Here is a 17,547-nt window from a genome sequence, read left to right on the forward strand (position 1 = left end):
TCAAGACCGAAGGGTTTCCTGCCTGCCTTTGTCCGTTATCCTTCGATTCTGCCCTTACCCTTTTTGCCCTGTTCGCCCTTTTACCTTTGCTGAGGTTCCGATGGTTCGAGGTTGGCTCGCCAGGCGTAGCACGACGCTGGTTGCATTCACCATCACGTTCGGCGCGCTCGCGCTCGTCGGCTCCGCGCAGGTGCGCCCGGCGGGCCGCGACACCGCGGTGCATGCGCGCAAGCCGTCCCGGCTGCTGATCCGGCGGGCGATGGTGATCTATGGCAACGGCAAGCCGCCGTACGGGCCGATGGACATCCTCGTGCAGGACGGCGTGATCGCCAACATCGCGCCGTCGCTGCCGGTGGAAGCCGATGCCGTCATCGACGCCACCGGCAAGTACGTGATGCCCGGCCTGGTCGACACGCACATGCACTGGCACGAGGAGCGTGGCGGCATCCCCATGCCGATCCAGTACGAGCGCAATTTGTACCTGGCCAACGGCGTCACGTTGACGCGGGAGAACGGCGGCAACTTCGCCAGGAGCAAGCAATGGCAGGCCGAATCGGCTGCCGATCAGATCGTCGCGCCACGCATGCAGGTCTACTGGGTGGTGGCTCGCGGCAACGGCACCACCGAGGCGATTCGCGCGAACGTCCGCGAGGCCAAGACGCGCGGCGCCGACGGCTTGAAGATCTTCGGCATGGATCGCGATCAGCTCGAGGCGACCATGGCCGAGGCCAAGGCGCAGGGGCTGAAGACCACGACGCACATCGCGGTCGAGGAGGTCACGGCGAAGGACTTCGCCGAGCTCGGTGTCGACTCGATCGAGCACTTCTACGGCATCGCCGACGCTGCCCTCGACGGTGTGCAGCACTTCCCGGCGGAGATGAACTACAGCAACGAGCTGATGCGCTTCTCCAGGGCTGGCGAGCTCTATGCCCAGGCCGATCCCGCCAAGCTCGAACAGGTGCTCGACCTGATGGTTGCCAGGAAGGTCGCGTGGAGTCCGACGCTCTCGATCTACGAGGCCAGCCGCGACGTCGTGAAGGCGCAGAACCTGCCCTGGTACAGGGATTACCTGCACCCGGCCCTGCAGGCGTTCTTCGAGCCGAATCTCGCCAACCATGGCTCGTACTTCACGGGCTGGACCAACACGATGGAAGTCCGCTGGAAGCAGCAGTACCGCCTCTGGATGGACGCGCTCCTGTCGTTCGGGCACAAGGGTGGCGTCATCACGACCGGAGACGACGCCGGGTTCATCCATTCGCTGTACGGGTTCGGCCTGGTGCGCGAACTCGAGCTGCAGGAGGAAGCCGGATTCTACCCGCTCGACGTCATCAAGCACGGCACCGTCAACGGCGCGACGCTGCTCGGCATGGGTGACAAGCTCGGTCGCGTGCGCCAGGGCTATCTCGCGGACCTGCTGGTCGTGAATGGCAATCCGCTCGAGAACCTGCGCGTCCTCAATCCGTACGGCATCGACGTCTACAAGGACGGACGGATGTCGCGTGGCGGCGGCATCGAGTGGACCATCAAGAACGGCATCCCGTATCACGTGCCGACGCTGATGAAGGAAGTCAAGGCGATGGTCGACGCGGACCGGAAGAAGGCCGAGGTGCGGACGACGAATCCGTAAGGCGTAATGCCGCGATGCCGCGATGTCGCGATGCAGGAACGTAGCATAAGCCGTGAGCCATCTGGCGGCGTCTTCTCACATTCCCGTGAGGAGGCCCCTATGCGAGTGATGGCAGCAACGATCGCGGTGCTCTGCATATTCGTTCCCCACGAGACCAGTGCACAAACGTCCACCTCGGCACCACCGCCGCCTGACGCCGAACGCGAGCGACGACAGCACCTGAGCGTGCAGGTGGCGGCTGGGCCAACGTGGCAGGGTGGCGCGACAGTCATGTCTGCGGCGTTGGGGTACGCGCCGGCGTCCTGGCTGGAGTTGCTCGTCAACGTCGAGCGCATCCACGCGCCGCTTCAATCGACGCGTTATCCGAGCGGATACAGCATGAGCCGGGGCGGGACGATGACCTTTGCCAGCGGCGAGCTGCGGGTCGCCCCATTGCCGGGCGCGCGCGTGTCGCCGTTCGTGATGGCCGGCGTCGGCTGGGGCGTCTCGCGTCCCAACGTCAACGCCGAGTTTCCGGAGTCCGTAAGAAACGACCTTCGTGTCGTGTACCTCGGCGGTGGTGCGCGCGTTCCTCTACGCCTGGGGTTCAGCCTGCTGGGCGATGCGCGGGCGATGGTCGCGTTGGAGGGCTACGACTCGGTCGTGGGGGTCTGGGCCGTTCGTGGCGGCATCGCATGGCGCTTCTGAAGGCCGGGCGCGATCAAGTAAGCTGACGAAGGTCGCGGCGTCGGCCGTCTTCAACTCGTCGTGCAGGAGTCGACATGACCGGGACCACGGGCAACGAGCACGTCGCGCACAGGTGGTACGCCAGGCCCGTCTTCTTCGTGGCCGACGTCCAGCGTGCCCTTCGGTTCTATATCGACATGCTCGGCTTCGAAAAGGCGTGGCACGAGGGCGACGGGGCGGGCACGGTCTGCCAGGTCAATCGTGGAGAATGCGAGATCATCCTGTGCGAGGATGCCGTTCGCAGGGACAAGGCACGATTGTTCGTCGAGTTGACCGTGGAGGGGCTTGCCGAGTTCTTCCGGGAGCTCGACGAACGCCAGGTTCGCAGCAACAACTTCTGGTGGGGCTACAACGTCATCCAGATCAATGATCCAGACGGCAATGAATTGCTCTTCCCTCTGTCCGAGTGACCAGGGCAGCCATCGTGTCGCCCAGGTGCGCGCGGCCAATTTGAGGCGTTGAGCGACTTCGGAGGGCGTGCCTCAATGGCCTCGATTCGCGCGGCAGCCCCACAGTTCCTCGTCGATCGGCTCGACGCCTCGCTGGCCTTCTATGAGCAACACCTCGGCTTCGACCGCGACTTCGTCTATGAGGATTTCTACGCCAGCGTGTCGCGCGATGGCGCCGTGATTCACCTCAAGTGCGCGCCGAAGCTCGAGGCAGAGCGTGCGCATCGCCGGTCCGAGGAGCACCTCGACGCGTTCCTGGCCGTCTCCGGGGTCCAGGAGTTGCACGACGAGTTCGTGCGCCGCGGCGCTTCCATCATCAAACCAGTCGAGCAGCGGCCCTGGGGCCAGCGCGACTTCTACGTCGAGGATCCCGACGGCTACATCCTCTGCTTTTCGGAAGCCGTCTGACGCACCTCGCCGCCGGTGGCGGGCTTGCAGTGTGCGCCGCTGACGCATCACTCACCGCCGGTCGCGGACCAGAGCCGGTCGAATACCGGCAGTAGATCGCTCTGGCCCAGTGCTTGCTCGAGAACCACCAATGTGTGCCGCGTGTAAGTCGCGTCGAACGACGCATGCTGGGCCGACAGAACCGCGGCGACGTCCTCGAGATCCTTCGGCCGGGTTGCGAGGATCTTCATCACGACGATGTCCTCGGCCGACGCGACGGGCAGGTCCACGCCCTCGACGATTCGGCGTTGCGCGCGTGCCGCGAATGCTTCTTCCAGCCCGGGGCCGCCAAGTACGAGGTCGACCGGTATCCCAGTTGCCGTGTGTGCGACCGGGATGACACGTGTGTGCTCGAGGAAATGTGAATCCCCGAATCGCGGCTCGAACTGGGCCAACGCTTCGACCAGTGAGCGCCTGGAGAATGCGGGGGGCAGCAATACCGTGACATCGACATCCGCGGTCAGTCGGGCGGCACCGTGCACGATCGCTGCCTGAGCACCGAACACGTACCACTCGACGTCGAGTCCGTCGAGAGACGTTGCGAGATCGCGCAGGAGTTCAGCGACGGGCGAAGGCATGGGCGGCCCGGTCGAGCAGCATCCGCAGGCGGACATGACCGGCCATGTCAGCGCGTCGCTCATCCTCGGTTGGATAGTCGGGTCGCACGTGACGAATCTCGGCCAGCAGAGCCCGCGAGGCCTCGACCGTCGCACGAAGGCCCTCGCGCTGAAATCGGCCCGCCCAGTACGCGCGTTTGGCCGCCGCCATCGACGCCCAGTCGCGCGCCGCGTACGCTCGAATCGAGGCAGGGTCCATGGGGCGCATTGTAGCGGCGGCGCCTCCGGTACGGAGCCCGGATGGGTTGTCCGCTGGCTGACACGCGTTCACCTGATGGGTCATGCTCCGACCCGATACAGGTCAAAGGATGGGCGCCGCGCTGCCCCCCAACCCGCCGCCAGTGGCGAGCCTGCGTGTCCACACATGCAGCGTGACCGCCGCTGCCGCGTCGCCGGACACGCCGGCGGTGCTCACGCTGTCGGACAGCTCGAAGCCGAGCCGGCGAGCAATTGCCGCACTGGCGCCATTGCGGGCGTCACACCTGATCTCCACGCGGCACAGTGCCGGCATCGTCGTCGCCAGGTCGACCATCGCCTGGGCGGCCTCGCTCGCCAGGCCCGTGCCGGTGGCGTCGGCGCGCAGCCAGTAGCCGATCTCCGCGCGGTCGGCCTCGCCGTACGGCACACGTCCATCCACCGATCGCGGAAACAATGAGACCTCGCCAAGCACGCGGCCATCGATCAGGGCGAAGAGTGCGAACCGCCATTCGCGGTCGGAGGCGAAATCTGCCGCGAACGCGGCGAGACGCCTCGCCAGCACGGGCAGCGGCGCCGGCTCGGCCACGCGCGCAGGAATCCAAGGTCCGAGGTGCGATCGGTTCGCCTCGAGCACTGGAAGCAGGTGCTCGGCGTCATCGGCTGTCCACGGTCGCAGCAGGAGGCGGGAGGTACGGATCTCGTTCGGAGCGCGCATGGCAGCGGTGACCAAAGTGCGAGTGCTGGAGGGTGTACAGTCCGTCGAGACACCCGACGATGCCTCGATGACATCTCATCGTATACATGCCCTGCTCGCCGCGACCATGGCCGTCGGGCTTTGCGGATCGACGACGGCGCGGTCGGCGGTGCCGAGCTTCATCGCGCACACGATCGCGACCGGACTCTCCAGGGGCTACCAGGTCGTCGTCTCCGACCTGAACCGTGATGGGAAGCCGGACGTCATCGCGCTGGAGAGTGGCTCCAGTCAGTTGCAGTGGTATGAGAACCCGGGCTGGACGCCACATGTCCTGGTTGCTGGCATCCGTGCGGCCATCAATGCGTCGGCCTACGACGTCGACAGCGATGGCATCCCCGAGATCGCGCTCGCCCACGAGTTCGCGAACGACTACGCGAGCAGTCGCGGCATCGTTTCCATCCTGACCCACGGCGCCGATCCGACGGCACCGTGGACGGCACGGGAGATCGACCGCCTGCCGACGTCGCACCGGCTGCGGTTCGTGGATATCGACGGCACGGCCAAGCGGGTGCTGGTGAACGCGCCGCTCATCGGGTCGCGTGCGATGGCGCCCGACTACCGCGATCACGTGCCGCTGGTCATGTACCGGCCCGGCGAATGGAAGCGAGAGGCGATTGACGAGGGTGAAGAGGGCGTCGTGCACGGGATCGTGGCCATCGCGTGGAACAGCGACAGGCGCGAATCGCTATTGAGCGCAGGTTTTCTCGGGCTTCACGCGCGCCGTTTCGACAATGCTCGATGGACGCGAACCAAGCTCGCCGACGGCGATCCGGCACCGTGGCCGAAGGGCGGCTCGAGCGAGATCGTCGTCGGACACGTCGGCTCCGAGCCCTTTCTCGCCTCGATCGAGCCGTGGCACGGCAACCAGGTGGCGGTATACCGGCAACGCGCCGGTGCGTGGACGCGCCATGTCGTCGACGAGTCGATGGTGGATGGACACACGATCAGCGTCGGCGATTTCGATGGCGACGGGCAGGATGAGATCGTTGCCGGCGAAAGGGGCGGCAGGCGCAGCGTCTATATCTATCGGCTGACGAATGCTGCCGAGGACCAATGGACGCGCCAGGTACTCGACGACGGCGGGATGGCGGCGGCGGGTTGCGCGGTATCGGACCTGGATGGCGACACGCGCCTGGACATCGTGTGTGTGGGTACAGCGACTGCGAATTTGAAGTGGTACGAAAACGCCGTCGATGTGAAGCCCACGAAGACGCCCTGATACCAACTGGAGGACGAGGTCATGGCAACCAGTGTCAAGCCCATTCCCGACGGCGCGTCCGTCGTCATCCCCAGGCTCGTCTGTCAGGACGTAGTGGCCGCGATCGAGTTCTGCACGCACACGTTCGGCGCGGTGGAGCGTGTCCGTCGGCCAGGTCCTGATGGCGCCGCCGGGCATGCGCTGCTGACGATTGGCCCGGCGATGATCATGATCGAAGCCGAGTGGCCGACATTGCCGAGCCGCGTTCCCAGGCCAGACGGCAGTTCACCCGTGGTGATCTACGTCTACGTCGAGGACGTGGACGCAACCGTGGCGCGCGCAATCGCCGGCGGTGCGCAGGTACTCTTTCCCGTGCAGAACCAGTTCTGGGGGGACAGGATCGCGTGGATCATGGACCCGTCCGGCCACGTGTGGACGGTGGCGACGCGAGTCGAAGAGACCACGGCACCAGAGAGGGACAGCCGCTGGGCCGGCATCCGCGATGCGGCGGGTGATGCGTGAGCGCCCCTGGGTGTGTGCGCCGCCTTGTCCCAGCGCGGCGTTGCGTGACAGCTGCCTACTCAGGCGGCAGGTGAGGTGACGTGCACGGAGTGTGCTTCAGGGCGCCCGGTGTCGTGGCCTGGGAAGATGTGATCGACCCGGCGATCCAGGATCCTGCCGACGCCGTGGTGGGAGTCGATCTCGCGGGGCTGTGCGGGTCGGATCTGCACCCGTTCTTCGGCCGTGAGCAAGGCCTGGACCCCGGCACGGTGATGGGCCACGAGTTCGTCGGCCGGGTCCTCGACGTCGGGCCGGCCGTGCGATCGGTCCGCCCCGGCGATCACGTCTACGCGCCGTTCTCGACCAGTTGTGGGCAGTGCGCGGCGTGTCGCTCCGCACTGACGAGCCGTTGCGAGTGCGGTCAGTTGTTCGGGTGGCGAAGCGACGGTGTGGGGTTGCACGGCGGCCAGGCCGAACGCGTGCGCGTGCCGTTGGCCGATGGCACGCTGCAACCGGTGCCGGCGGGCCTGTCGGTGGAGGCGGCGTTGCTGCTCGGCGACAATTTCAGCACCGCCTGCTACTGCGCCGACATGGCCGGGATCCAGCCCGATGGCGTCACCGTGGTCATCGGCTGCGGGTCGGTCGGCGTACTCGGCATCATCGCCGCGACGCTGGCCGGGGCTCGCACCATCGTGGCCGTCGACCCCGTGCCCGAGCGGCGTGCGCGTGCCGCGGCGCTCGGTGCCGTTGCGATGGCGCCGGGGCCGGACGTGGCGCGGACCGTTGCCGCGCTGGGGCACGGTCGAGGCGCCGACAGCGTGATGGAGTTTGTCGGCTTGCCAGCCGCGCAGCGACTCGCCTGGGAGGTCCTGCGCCCGGGTGGCGTGATGGCCGTCATCGGATGCCACACGTCCGCGTTCGCCTTCTCACCGTCGGAGGCGTACGACAAGAACCTGACGTACCGCACTGGCCGCTGTCCGGCGCGTCATTACATGGAACGCCTGACCGAACGGGTCATGCAGGATCTGCCACACATCACGCAAGTGGTCACGCACCGATTCGCACCCTCGGACTGCGTCCGCGCGTACGACGTCTTCGCGCACCAGCGCGACGGCTGCGTCAAGGCTGTCTTCGACTTTGCCTGACGGCCGGCCGTTTCCGTCAGCGAGACCTCGCCGGACGTAGTCGTCGACCTTCCACCTTCGCCAAGGCTCCGGCGGACAAGTCAGGTCGACGGTCACCGTCAGACCAGGGAAGGCTCCGCTCCCGCTGGCTCGCGAGCGGTCAGGCACCCGTACGAACGTACTCATCCACGTTGCGACCGAGCACGTCCAGCGGCACGTTGCCGCCTCGCACGACGGTATCGTCGAACGCCTTGAGGTCGTACCGCGAGGCCAGGGATGCCTGGGCCTGTCGTCGAAGCCGGTTGATCTCGGTGTGCCCGACCTTGTAGCCGCACGCCTGCCCGGGCCACGAACAGTACCGGTCGACTTCGCTCGCCACTTCCAGCGGATTCGAGCCGTTCTCGTCGACGAAGAACTGCACGCCGCGCTCGCGTGTCCACCCCTTGGCGTGCAGGCCGGTGTCGACGACGAGGCGGCACGCGCGAAACGCCAGTGACTGCAGGTAGCCGAGCCGTCCGACGCGGTCGTTGTCGTACGCCCCGAGTTCGTCGGCGAGTTGTTCGGCGTAGAGACCCCACCCTTCCGAGAACGCGTTGAATGACAACAGCTGGCGGATGAGCGGCTGCGCGTGCGTGTACTCGCCCTGCCAGATGTGCCCGGGAATCGCCTCGTGAAACGTGAGATCGGCCAGGCTGTACTTGCTGTGCAGCTCAGTGGTCCTGAGGTTGATCCAGAACCGGCCGGGGATCTTGCCGTCGATCGAGCCGGCGCCTCCATAGGCGCCAGGTGCGCCGGGCTCCTCCTCCGGCGGCAGGCGCTTCACTTCCATGTTCGGGTTGACGACCGTGTTGAACGCGCGCGGCATCTGCGCCTTGATCCAGGCCAGCCTTTCGTCGATGAAGGCCATGATCTCGGCTCGCCCGGGGTCACCTTCGGCAAACGCGTACTTCGGATCCTCTGCCAGCGCCCGCATGCGGGTGCCGACGCTGCCCGAGGTGTAGCCGATCTCGCGCAGGATCGAGTCCATTTGCACGTGGAGGCTGCGCAACTCGTTCAGGCCGAGTTCGTGCACCTCGTCTGGCGTCATCGTCGTCGTGGTGGACGCCTTGAGTGCCCAGCGGTAAAACGCGTCGCCCTGTGGACGGGTCGAGATACCAGGCGCCGCCGTCGCCGCCTTCCGCTGCGTCTGTAATTCGGCCAGCTGCCGTTCCAGCGCCGGGGCGATCTCCTGCTGCGCGATGACCGACGCACGTTCGGCCCAGTTGCCCGGAATCGCCTTCGTCCGGCGCGCGATGGATTCGACGACCGAACCGCCCTTCCGCGCGTTCTGTACAGACAGCGTCAGCTGCTCCAGCGCCTTGTCGAGCAGGAAGGCAGGGGGCACCAGTCCCGCTGCATGCGCTGCCCTGATGCGACCGAGTTCGCCGTCGAGCTGCGTGGCAAACGACTGCAATCGCGCGAGGTACGACTCGGCGTCTTCGCGGCCGGCGATCAGGTGATCGCTGTCGAGGAAGCGGGGGATGTCGAGATACGCGCCGACGTTCTGGATCACCACGTACGGCGTGTTGCGCCAGCTGCCGACCGTGATGTCGCCATAGGGAAGCGTCAGGCCTTCCAGCGCCGTCGCGTACGCACTGCGCACGACCTGGAAGCTGGTGCGCATGGCGAAGGGCAGCCGGCTGATATCGACCGCGCTCACGAGCGCCAGGTCGGCCCGCACGCGCTCGGCGATCCGTTGCTTGCCGGCCTCGGAACGATCCGTCAACTGCGAACGCAGCGCCGCGCGACTTCCCGTGTCGACCCCCAACGAGGTGGCGGTTTCAGGGAACAGGGCGAGCAAGTGGTCGGCGCACTGATCGAGCAGCGCACGCGCCGCGGTGTCCTCGGGGCCAGGCCCGCTCTCGTTGTTCGGGCCCGCGCACCCGTGAAGCCACGGAAGCGCGGCGGTCGAGGCAAGGGCGGCGATGATTGCCCGGCGGCTGGGTAGGGCTGTGGATAGGCGCGTCAGCAGAGTGCTCCTCGTCGGGTCCTTGAGTGATGGAAGCGTCGAGCTGACCCGGCCGACGAAGCCGGGCGCCCGGTTGATGGTGCCCCGACCCCGGTACCCGGTACCCGGTACCCGGTACCCGGTACCCGGTACCCGGTACCCGGTTCCCGGTTCCCGGTTCCCGTCAGTACTTCATGTACACCGTCTTCAGCGTCGTGTAGAAGTCGATGGCCTCGGGTCCCTGTTCCCGCGGCCCGAGCGAACTCGCCTTCGATCCACCGAACGCGACCTGGTACTCGACGCCTGCCGACGGCAGGTTCACCATCACCAGCCCGGCTTCGATGCGCTGCGCGAACTGCAACGCGTGCGACAGCGACCGCGTGCAGATGGTCGCCGAGAGGCCGAAGCGCACGTCGTTGGCGATGGCGAGGGCGTGCTCGAAGTCGTCGGCAGACAAGACCGCGGCCACCGGCCCGAAGACCTCCTCCTGCGCGATGGTCATCGTCGGCGTCACGCCGCCGAGCACGGTGGGGGCGACGAAGTGACCCCGGCCAAGCGCGCCGTCGGTGAGCCGTGTGCCACCGGCGAGTACCTGCGCACCCGCGCCGGCCGCCGCGGCGACTTCGGTGACGACCCGATCGGCATGTGCGGCATTGATGCTCGGCCCGACGTCGATGCCCGCCTCGAGGCCCGGCCCCACCTTCATGGCCTTCGCCTTGGTGACCAGCTTCTCGCTGAAGGCGTCGGCCACCGAGCGCTCGACGATCGCGCGTGACGTGGCGGTGCAGCGCTGTCCGGTCGATCCGAACGCCGCGTTGAGGACGATGCCGGCGGCCTCGTCGAGGTCGGCATCGGCGAGCACGATCGTCGGGTTCTTGCCGCCCATCTCGAGCTGCACCCGCGCGCGCCGCTTGCCACACACGTCGGCGACCTTGCTGCCTGTCGCCTCGGACCCGGTGAACGAGATCGCGCGGACCTGCTCGTGCGCGACGAGTGCGCTGCCTGCCTCCCCGCTCCCGTGCACGACGTTGAGCACGCCGGCAGGCAGGCCGGCCTCGACGAGGATCTCGGCCAGGCGCGTGGCGCACAGAGGCGCGAGCTCGGATGGCTTGAGCACCACCGCGTTGCCGCTGATCAACGCCGGGCAGGATTTCCACGCGGGAATGGCGATGGGGAAGTTCCACGGCGTGATCGCGCCGATCACGCCCAGCGGCGTGCGCAGCGTGTGCATGAAGACGCGGTCGCGTTCGGAGGGGATGACGCGTCCGTAGAGCCGCGCGCCCTCACCACCGTAGTAGCGGAGAATGTTGATGGCCCGGCCCACTTCGCCCTTCGCCTCGGGCAGCGTCTTGCCTTCCTCGCGGGTCATCTCGCGGGCGACGGCGTCGGCGCGGGCTTCCAGCAGGTTGGCGGCGCGGTACAGCACGTCGCCGCGCTTCGGTGCAGGCATCGCGGCCCACGCCGGCTGCGCGGCCCGTGCCGCCACGACGGCAGCCGCGACGTCGTCGGCCGACGATTCGGGGAACGTCCCGACGAGGTCGTCCACGTCGGCAGGGTTGCGGTTCTCGAACGTGCGGCCCGTAGCGGAGGGCGCCCACTGGCCGGCGATGAGGTTCTGGTAGGCAGACACGTCCTACAGCCTACAGCGCCGCGCTCTCATCAGGTAGCCTTCTACCCTGAGACCTGAGACCTGAGACCTGAGACCTGAGACCTCAGACCTGAGACCTCAGACCTGAGACTTGAGACTTGAGACTAATCGTCACCGACCTCGACGGCAGCCTGATCGACCACGACACGTACCTGGCCGATGCCGCGCGTCCGGCGCTCGACGCCGCCCGGGCTGCGGGCGTGCCGATCGTGCCGTGCAGCAGCAAGACGCTGGCGGAGATGCGTCGGCTTGTCGTGCAGGTCGATCTGGTCCCAGCTCCGCTGATCGTCGAGAACGGTGGCGCCCTCTGGTTTCCGGCTGACTGGCCACGCCTGCCCCCGGGCACGGCCGCCCTTGGCGACCGAAGCGCCCTGCTGATCCTTGGTGCCGACGTCGCTTGGCTTCGCCCACGGCTCGACCTCGTCGCCGCCGCCACCGGTACCTCGGCGAGAGGCTTTTCGCGCATGACCGACGCCGAGGTCGCGCATCGCACCGGCCTGACCCTCGACGTCGCCGCGCTCGCGCGCAAACGGCAGTTTTCCGAGCCATTCCTGTGCGAGGGTGACGAGGTCCCGCTGCGGACGCTCGACGACGCGGCACGGCGCGTCGGTGCGAGGGTCACGCGCGGAGGCCGTTTCTTCCACCTGACCGGCGACACCGACAAGGGCGTCGCCGTGAACGTACTGCGCGCTTGCTGTCCACCGGGTGTGCGCCTGCTGGGGCTTGGCGATGCGCCCAACGACATCTCCCTGCTCAAGGCCGTCGACGATCCCGTGATCGTGCCCGGAGTCGCGGGAACGTTGCATCCCGACCTCGTTGCGGCGCTTCCGCTCGCGAGCCACGCATCATCCACCGGGCCTTTCGGCTGGAATGCGGCGGTTCTCGACTGGCTCGTCGCCACCGAGCCACAACGCTGACGCCTTTCGTGCGAGCATCACCGTGCCGCCGGCGGGCGCCGCCCCCGTTGACGCGCCGCACGAGTGCCCCATGACCGATCAGGCTACAGCCTATGCCGGCCCCATCCCGGCGCAGTACGACGACAAGCTCCGGCCGATGTTCTTCGAGCCCTACGCGCGAGACATCGTCAGCCGCATGCCGTCGACTGCCACTCGCGTCCTCGAAGTCGCCGCCGGCACGGGCATCGTGTCGCGGGCCTTGCTGCGGGCGCTTCCACCGACGGCCTCGCTGATGGTCACTGATCTGCAGCCAGGGATGCTGGACGTCGCGGCGGCTGCGATCGGGAACGACCCCCGCGTCGAAATACGCCAGGCCGACGCACTGTCGCTGCCGTTCGGCGATGCGCAATTCGTCGTCGTCTGCCAGTTCGGCGTGATGCTCTTTTCCGACAAGATCGCCGGCCTGCGGGAGATCCGGCGCGTGCTGACGCCGGGCGGTGCGTTCCTGATGAACACCTGGGGCTCACTGGAGGACAACCCGGTCGCAGGGAGCGCCCACGAGGAAATGGCACGGGCGTTTCCCGACGCACCACCGCAGTTCCTGTCCATTCCGTTCGGCCTGCACGATGCCGGGGTCATCACCGGCTTCCTGCACCATGCGGGATTCAGCTATGTGCAGTCGGCAGTCGTCGAGTGCACGGCCGAGAGCCGGTCGGCTCACGCTGCGGCGATGGGAGTGCTGTGCGGGACGCCGCTGTTCACCCAGTTGCAGCAGCGGGGCGTCGATGACCCGCGACGGCTCGTCGATGTTGTCGCCGCCCGCCTCGCGCGCGAAGGCGGCTTCGCGCCGATGCGATTGCCGATGAAGGCGCTCGTGTTCACGGCGCAGTAGCGCGGCCTACTCGTTGTCGGCCCGCACCGCGTCGCGCAGATCGTCGAAGATCCTCGGCATCGCCGCGATCACGCGGTTCCAGTTCGGGATCAGCGGTGCACCGAGCGGGTCGTCCAGGAACTGCTTGCTGGCGATCTGGATGGCGCGCGCGAAGGCCTCCACGGCAGTCTCCTCGGCGTGGCGGTCGAAGTCGAGGCCGTTCAGCATGGCATCGTGGTGGAAGCGCAGCAGTGTGTCCTCGGCCGTGCGCACGTATGCGGCCTGCAATGTCCGGAACGTGCCGCTCGACATCACGACGCCCTCGGCGGCAAGTTGCCGAAACAGGGACTTGCAGATGTCGACGGTCATCTTCATCAGGCCCGTCGTCGGGTCGTTCAGGGACACGGCCTGGTGCTTGTGGTCGTATCGGTCGGCCACGCCGACCTGGCAGATACGACGCAGTGACGTGTTGCGGTAGACCTCTCCGAGCAAGCCGACCTCGAGTCCCCAGTCGCCGGGGATACGGACGGTGCGCACCAGATCCACATCCATCGCGAACTCGCCGGCCAGCACGTAGCGGAAGCTGTCCATGTACGACAGCAGGGGCTGTGGCCCGAGAATCTTCGACAGGCTGCGAATGAGCGGCGTCATCAGCAGTCGCGTCACGCGGCCGTGCATCCGATTGCGTCCGACGCGCGGGTAGAAGCCCTTGGCGAACATGTACCCGAGGTTCGGGTTGGTGACCGGGTAGCAGAGGCGCGCCAGCATCGAGCGGTCGTAGGTGACGATGTCGCTGTCGTGCAGGGCGACGACCTCGACGTCGCTCTCGCCGAGGATGGCGCCGTAGGTCATCCAGCACGAACGGCCCTTGCCTTGATCCCCGATCGGCAGACCGGTCGCCTGAACCTCACTGTACAGTTGCTGAAGGCGCGGACCATCGTGCCAGACCACGGTGACGGGCGTCCCGATTCCGTCGAATGCCCTGCGTGCCTGATCGAACTGCGTCCGGTCGGCATGGTCGAGCGAGACCACGATTCGCGTCAGGTACGGCACGCGCGCCAACTCGGCAATGATGCGGGGCATCGCCGGCCCCTCGAACTCCGAATAGAGCGCGGGCAGGAGGAGGGCCGTCGGCCTCGTCCGCGCGTGCACGACCAGCTCGGCCTCGAGGCGCTCCAAAGCCTCCGGTGTGCCAAGGTTGTGAATCGTGGTGAAGACGCCGACCTGGTAGAAGTCGCTCACCCGGGAATCATTCGTGCGAGGTCATGGCCCATGCAAGCTCAACACTAGCATGCGGCCGGAGAACCAGACGTGACAGGTACGTTGTTTCTCATTTCTCCCGTGGTCGCTTTCTCGCTGCTGGCGATTGGTTGCGCGGGAGCGGCGCCGGAAGCCAGCTACGAAGCCAGCGCGCAGGCCAGGGAGTACCCGATCGCTGGTGTCGTACGGGGCGTCGACAAGGGCGCGCGCCAACTCACCGTGGCGCACGAGGCCATTCCCGGATTGATGGATGGCATGACGATGAGTTTCGCGGTGAAGGAGACGTGGGCCATCCAGGTCGCACAGCCAGGCGATCGACTGTCCGCCCTGCTTGTCGTCGACGGCGCGCGTTCGTGGATTCAGGGCATCTCGCTGAGTAAGCCAGCCACGGGCGCCGACGCCACCGGCAGTGCCGCAAGTGCCACCGACGCCGGCATCGGTCCGGCCGCCGGCACGCCGTTGCCGCCGACGCCACTCCGGGATCAGGCCGGACGCGTGGTCACCGCCCGCAGCTTCGCTGGACGCGACATCATCGTCACGTTCATCTACACCAGGTGTCCGCTGCCAGATTTCTGTCCCTTGATGATGCGTCGCCTCGATGACGTGGCGGCGCGCCTGCGCAAGTCGGGACGACGCGACGACGTGCAGATGGTGGCGATCTCGATCGACCCGGCACACGACACGCCCAGGGTGCTCGAGGCGTACGGCCGCGCACACATCACCGGCGAGGCGGCGGATCCGTTCCAACGCTGGTCGCTCCTCACCGGCACACCGGAGCAGGTCGGCGAATGGGCCACCTTCTTTGCGCTGACCTACGAACCGGATGGCAAGGAGATTGCGCACGGCCTGCGTACGGCCGTCGTCGATCGCGAGGGGCGAGTCGTCGGCGTGCTGCGTGGCAACCAGTGGACGACCGACGAACTCATGCGGCTGCTGCCACCGCGGTAGCTGACGTTCGCGAGGTCCAAGCGGTAACACTCCGACCAATCGCCGGGCTCCAGTGTCTAACACCTCCAGACGGCTTCACTGGAGGTTCCATGCATCGTTCTCTCGTGGCTGCGGCCCTCATCGCGGTGTGCGCGATGGTGGGCTACGCGGCCGTGCCGCTCGGCGTGTCTCCGCGCATAACCCAGCCGGCTGCGACCGGCAACCAGGCCCCACGTGATCGCCCGGGACAGGCCGCCGCTACGCAGCGACCGGCGCAACAGGCTGCTGTCGCTACGATCGAAGGCCAGGTACTGGACGCCACGGGGGCGCCGATGACAGGTGCCGTCGTCGACGCCTGGCACGAGGCCAGCGGCTGGCGCGCGCTGGCGCTGACTGACAAGGAGGGACGTTTCCGCCTGCAGGCCGTGCCTGCTGGCAGCGTCACGATGACCGTGCGGCGTGGCCCGATCGAGTTCGCGCAGGTAATCCAGGTCGGCACAGGTATGGGTCGGCTTACGCTTCGCGACGCCCGACCCGACGCCAGTGACATGGTCCAGGCTCGGTCCATGGCCGGGGCCATGGCGGCCCGGCAGGCGAGTCCGGCGCCCGCAACGAGCGCTCCCATGTACGCCACCGGGAAGGTGTACACCCAGGAGATGCGTTCAAGGGGCGTGGGTGTGATACCGCCGCCGACGTCGATGGACGCCTACGCGCGCGTCGATCCTTCCGGCTTCCGCCGGGTGGGCGATGCGCCACTGTCTACCTTCAGCGTCGACGTCGACACGGCGTCCTACACCAACGCGCGCCGGTTCCTGGTGGAGGCTGGACTGCCGCCGGCCGACGCAGTCCGGGTCGAGGAGTGGATCAACTACTTCCCCTACGCCTATGCCTCGCCGGAGGGGCACGACGCGTTCCGTGTGAACACCCAGCTCACCGCCTGTCCGTGGAACGCGGAGCACCAGCTCCTGCGGATTGGTGTGCGTGGACGCGAGGTGCCCACGACCAACGCGCCGGCGCGCAACCTCGTCTTCCTGGTGGACGTGTCGGGGTCGATGCTGTCACGCGACAAGCTGCCGCTGGTGCGCACCTCGCTGAAGATGCTCGCCGATCAGCTCACGGCGCGCGATCGAATCGCCCTGGTCGTGTATGCCGGGCGTACCGAAACGGTGCTCCCCTCGACGCCTGGCAATCAGCGCGAGCGGATCCACGGCGCGATTGAGCAACTCGAGGCGGGCGGATCGACCAATGGAGCGGGCGGGATTCAACTGGCGTATCAGGCTGCCCGCGAGGGTTTCATCGCGGGTGGCGTCAACCGCGTGGTGCTGGCCACCGACGGCGACTTCAACGTCGGCGTGACCAGCATCGGCGAGTTGGCGCGCCTCATCGAGAAGGAACGTGAGAGCGGCGTGTTCCTCTCCGTCCTGGGCGTCGGCCGCGGCAACCTGAAGGACACCACGCTGGAGATGCTGGCCGATCGCGGCAACGGCAACTACGCCTATGTCGACTCGCTGCAGGAGGCACGGCGCGCGCTCGTCGAACAGGTCGGCGCCACCCTCGTGACGATTGCCAAGGACGTGAAGTTGCAAGTCGAGTTCAACCCCCGCCATGTGGCCGCCTATCGGCTCATCGGCTACGAGAACCGCGCCCTGCGGACCGAGGACTTCGCCGACGATGCGCGGGATGCCGGCGAGATTGGCGCGGGGCACACGGTGACCGCGCTCTACGAAATCGTGCCGCCCGGGCGCGATGCGCACCTGCCAGGCACGACGACCTTGCGATACCAGCAGACGCCGGCGCCCAGGGGCGATGGTGGCGACGAGTTGGCGACGGTCAGCGTGCGCCACAAGCAGCCGGATGGCGGTGCGAGTGCGTTGCAGGCGCATCGCGTCGCGGCGAAGGTCGTCCAGGCCGACACCGACGCTGCATTTGCCGCAGCCGTCGCCGAGGCGGCGCTGGTGCTTCGCAAGGATCCGCTCGCCACGCGCGCCTCGCTGGCGTCGGCGACCACGAGGGCCGCGGCGGCCCTGGGTGCAGACAAGGGCGGCTGGCGTGCGGAGTTCGTGCGGCTGATGCAGCTGGCCGCGAGCCTGCAGGCGCTGGAAGCGTCGCCGACGTCGGAACAGTAGCAGCTTGATGCTTGATGCTTGATGCTTGATGCCTGGTGCCTCAGCCCTCAGGCCTCAGGCAGGGCCGGCCGTCCCGATGAAGGTAGGGCCGGCTCTCCGAGCCCGGCCAAACGTCGCGGCTCAAGTCTCACGTCTCAGGCAAGGACCTGAGACCTGAGACCTGAGACCTGAGACCTGAGACCTGAGACCTG

The 17,547-nt window shown here is 67.3% G+C and carries 17 protein-coding genes; 11 read left to right on the top strand and 6 right to left on the bottom strand.

Annotation, left to right across the window (positions count from 1 at the left end; translation table 11 throughout):
* Positions 1–100: 100 nt before the first annotated feature.
* The 4 genes from LuPra_RS03380 (at position 101) to LuPra_RS03395 (ending at position 3,210) form a co-directional block, all read left to right on the top strand.
* The gene (locus LuPra_RS03380) at positions 101–1,627 is read left to right on the top strand and encodes an amidohydrolase family protein (protein WP_110169449.1); all 1,527 of its coding nucleotides are present in this window, start codon (positions 101–103) and stop codon (positions 1,625–1,627) included.
* Positions 1,628–1,726: 99 nt separating this feature from the next.
* Positions 1,727–2,314, top strand: a complete 588-nt coding sequence (locus LuPra_RS03385) for a hypothetical protein (protein WP_110169450.1) — start codon at positions 1,727–1,729, stop codon at positions 2,312–2,314.
* Positions 2,315–2,388: 74 nt separating this feature from the next.
* A complete protein-coding gene (locus LuPra_RS03390; protein ID WP_110169451.1) occupies positions 2,389–2,763 on the top strand; it encodes a glyoxalase superfamily protein in 375 nt (124 codons plus the stop codon).
* A gap of 75 nt (positions 2,764–2,838) precedes the next feature.
* Complete coding sequence (locus LuPra_RS03395; protein ID WP_110169452.1) at positions 2,839–3,210, top strand: VOC family protein; 372 nt, start codon at positions 2,839–2,841, stop codon at positions 3,208–3,210.
* Between the two features lie 47 nt (positions 3,211–3,257).
* Here the strand turns inward: LuPra_RS03395 and LuPra_RS03400 are convergent, their stop codons facing one another.
* The 3 genes from LuPra_RS03400 to LuPra_RS03410 form a co-directional block, all read right to left on the bottom strand.
* Entirely contained in the window at positions 3,258–3,827 is a 570-nt protein-coding gene (locus tag LuPra_RS03400) for a nucleotidyl transferase AbiEii/AbiGii toxin family protein (protein WP_110169453.1), read from the bottom strand.
* On the bottom strand, positions 3,808–4,065 hold the full coding sequence (locus LuPra_RS03405; protein ID WP_110169454.1) for a hypothetical protein: 258 nt from the start codon (positions 4,063–4,065) through the stop codon (positions 3,808–3,810). Before LuPra_RS03405 ends, LuPra_RS03400 begins: the two co-directional genes overlap by 20 nt.
* A 102-nt stretch (positions 4,066–4,167) precedes the next feature.
* The gene (locus LuPra_RS03410; protein WP_110169455.1) at positions 4,168–4,779 is read right to left on the bottom strand and encodes a GNAT family N-acetyltransferase; all 612 of its coding nucleotides are present in this window, start codon (positions 4,777–4,779) and stop codon (positions 4,168–4,170) included.
* Between the two features lie 67 nt (positions 4,780–4,846).
* Between LuPra_RS03410 and LuPra_RS03415 the strand changes: the two genes are divergently transcribed.
* From LuPra_RS03415 to LuPra_RS03425, 3 genes are all read left to right on the top strand, one after another.
* A complete protein-coding gene (locus LuPra_RS03415; protein ID WP_234800703.1) occupies positions 4,847–6,037 on the top strand; it encodes an FG-GAP repeat domain-containing protein in 1,191 nt (396 codons plus the stop codon).
* Positions 6,038–6,058: 21 nt separating this feature from the next.
* The gene (locus tag LuPra_RS03420) at positions 6,059–6,538 is read left to right on the top strand and encodes a VOC family protein (protein WP_110169456.1); all 480 of its coding nucleotides are present in this window, start codon (positions 6,059–6,061) and stop codon (positions 6,536–6,538) included.
* A gap of 80 nt (positions 6,539–6,618) precedes the next feature.
* Entirely contained in the window at positions 6,619–7,662 is a 1,044-nt protein-coding gene (locus LuPra_RS03425) for an alcohol dehydrogenase catalytic domain-containing protein (RefSeq protein ID WP_110169457.1), read from the top strand.
* Between the two features lie 139 nt (positions 7,663–7,801).
* Here LuPra_RS03425 and LuPra_RS03430 read toward each other — a convergent pair whose 3' ends face one another.
* Positions 7,802–9,649 carry a DUF885 domain-containing protein gene (locus LuPra_RS03430; protein ID WP_110169458.1) on the bottom strand — a complete coding sequence of 616 codons (1,848 nt, stop codon included), beginning with the start codon at positions 9,647–9,649 and terminating at the stop codon, positions 7,802–7,804.
* 163 nt (positions 9,650–9,812) lie between these two features.
* Entirely contained in the window at positions 9,813–11,258 is a 1,446-nt protein-coding gene (locus LuPra_RS03435) for an aldehyde dehydrogenase family protein (protein WP_110169459.1), read from the bottom strand.
* A gap of 116 nt (positions 11,259–11,374) precedes the next feature.
* Here LuPra_RS03435 and LuPra_RS03440 point away from each other — a divergent pair, with 116 nt between their 5' ends.
* Together LuPra_RS03440 and LuPra_RS03445 are read left to right on the top strand one after the other, a co-directional pair.
* Positions 11,375–12,193, top strand: coding sequence for an HAD-IIB family hydrolase (locus LuPra_RS03440; RefSeq protein ID WP_110169460.1), 819 nt, complete (start codon positions 11,375–11,377; stop codon positions 12,191–12,193).
* 70 nt (positions 12,194–12,263) lie between these two features.
* A complete protein-coding gene (locus LuPra_RS03445; protein WP_157898682.1) occupies positions 12,264–13,064 on the top strand; it encodes a class I SAM-dependent methyltransferase in 801 nt (266 codons plus the stop codon).
* A 6-nt stretch (positions 13,065–13,070) separates the two neighbouring features.
* Here the strand turns inward: LuPra_RS03445 and LuPra_RS03450 are convergent, their stop codons facing one another.
* Positions 13,071–14,285 carry a glycosyltransferase family protein gene (locus LuPra_RS03450; protein ID WP_110169462.1) on the bottom strand — a complete coding sequence of 405 codons (1,215 nt, stop codon included), beginning with the start codon at positions 14,283–14,285 and terminating at the stop codon, positions 13,071–13,073.
* A gap of 99 nt (positions 14,286–14,384) precedes the next feature.
* On the opposite strand from LuPra_RS03450, the gene LuPra_RS03455 reads away from it, so the two are divergent.
* Positions 14,385–15,251 (top strand): SCO family protein, encoded by an 867-nt coding sequence (locus LuPra_RS03455; RefSeq protein WP_162271285.1) that lies wholly within the window; start codon positions 14,385–14,387, stop codon positions 15,249–15,251.
* A gap of 89 nt (positions 15,252–15,340) precedes the next feature.
* Positions 15,341–17,356, top strand: a complete 2,016-nt coding sequence (locus LuPra_RS03460; protein ID WP_162271286.1) for a YfbK domain-containing protein — start codon at positions 15,341–15,343, stop codon at positions 17,354–17,356.
* Positions 17,357–17,547: the final 191 nt, after the last annotated feature.

It is taken from the genome of Luteitalea pratensis (assembly GCF_001618865.1).
Lineage (GTDB): Bacteria > Acidobacteriota > Vicinamibacteria > Vicinamibacterales > Vicinamibacteraceae > Luteitalea > Luteitalea pratensis.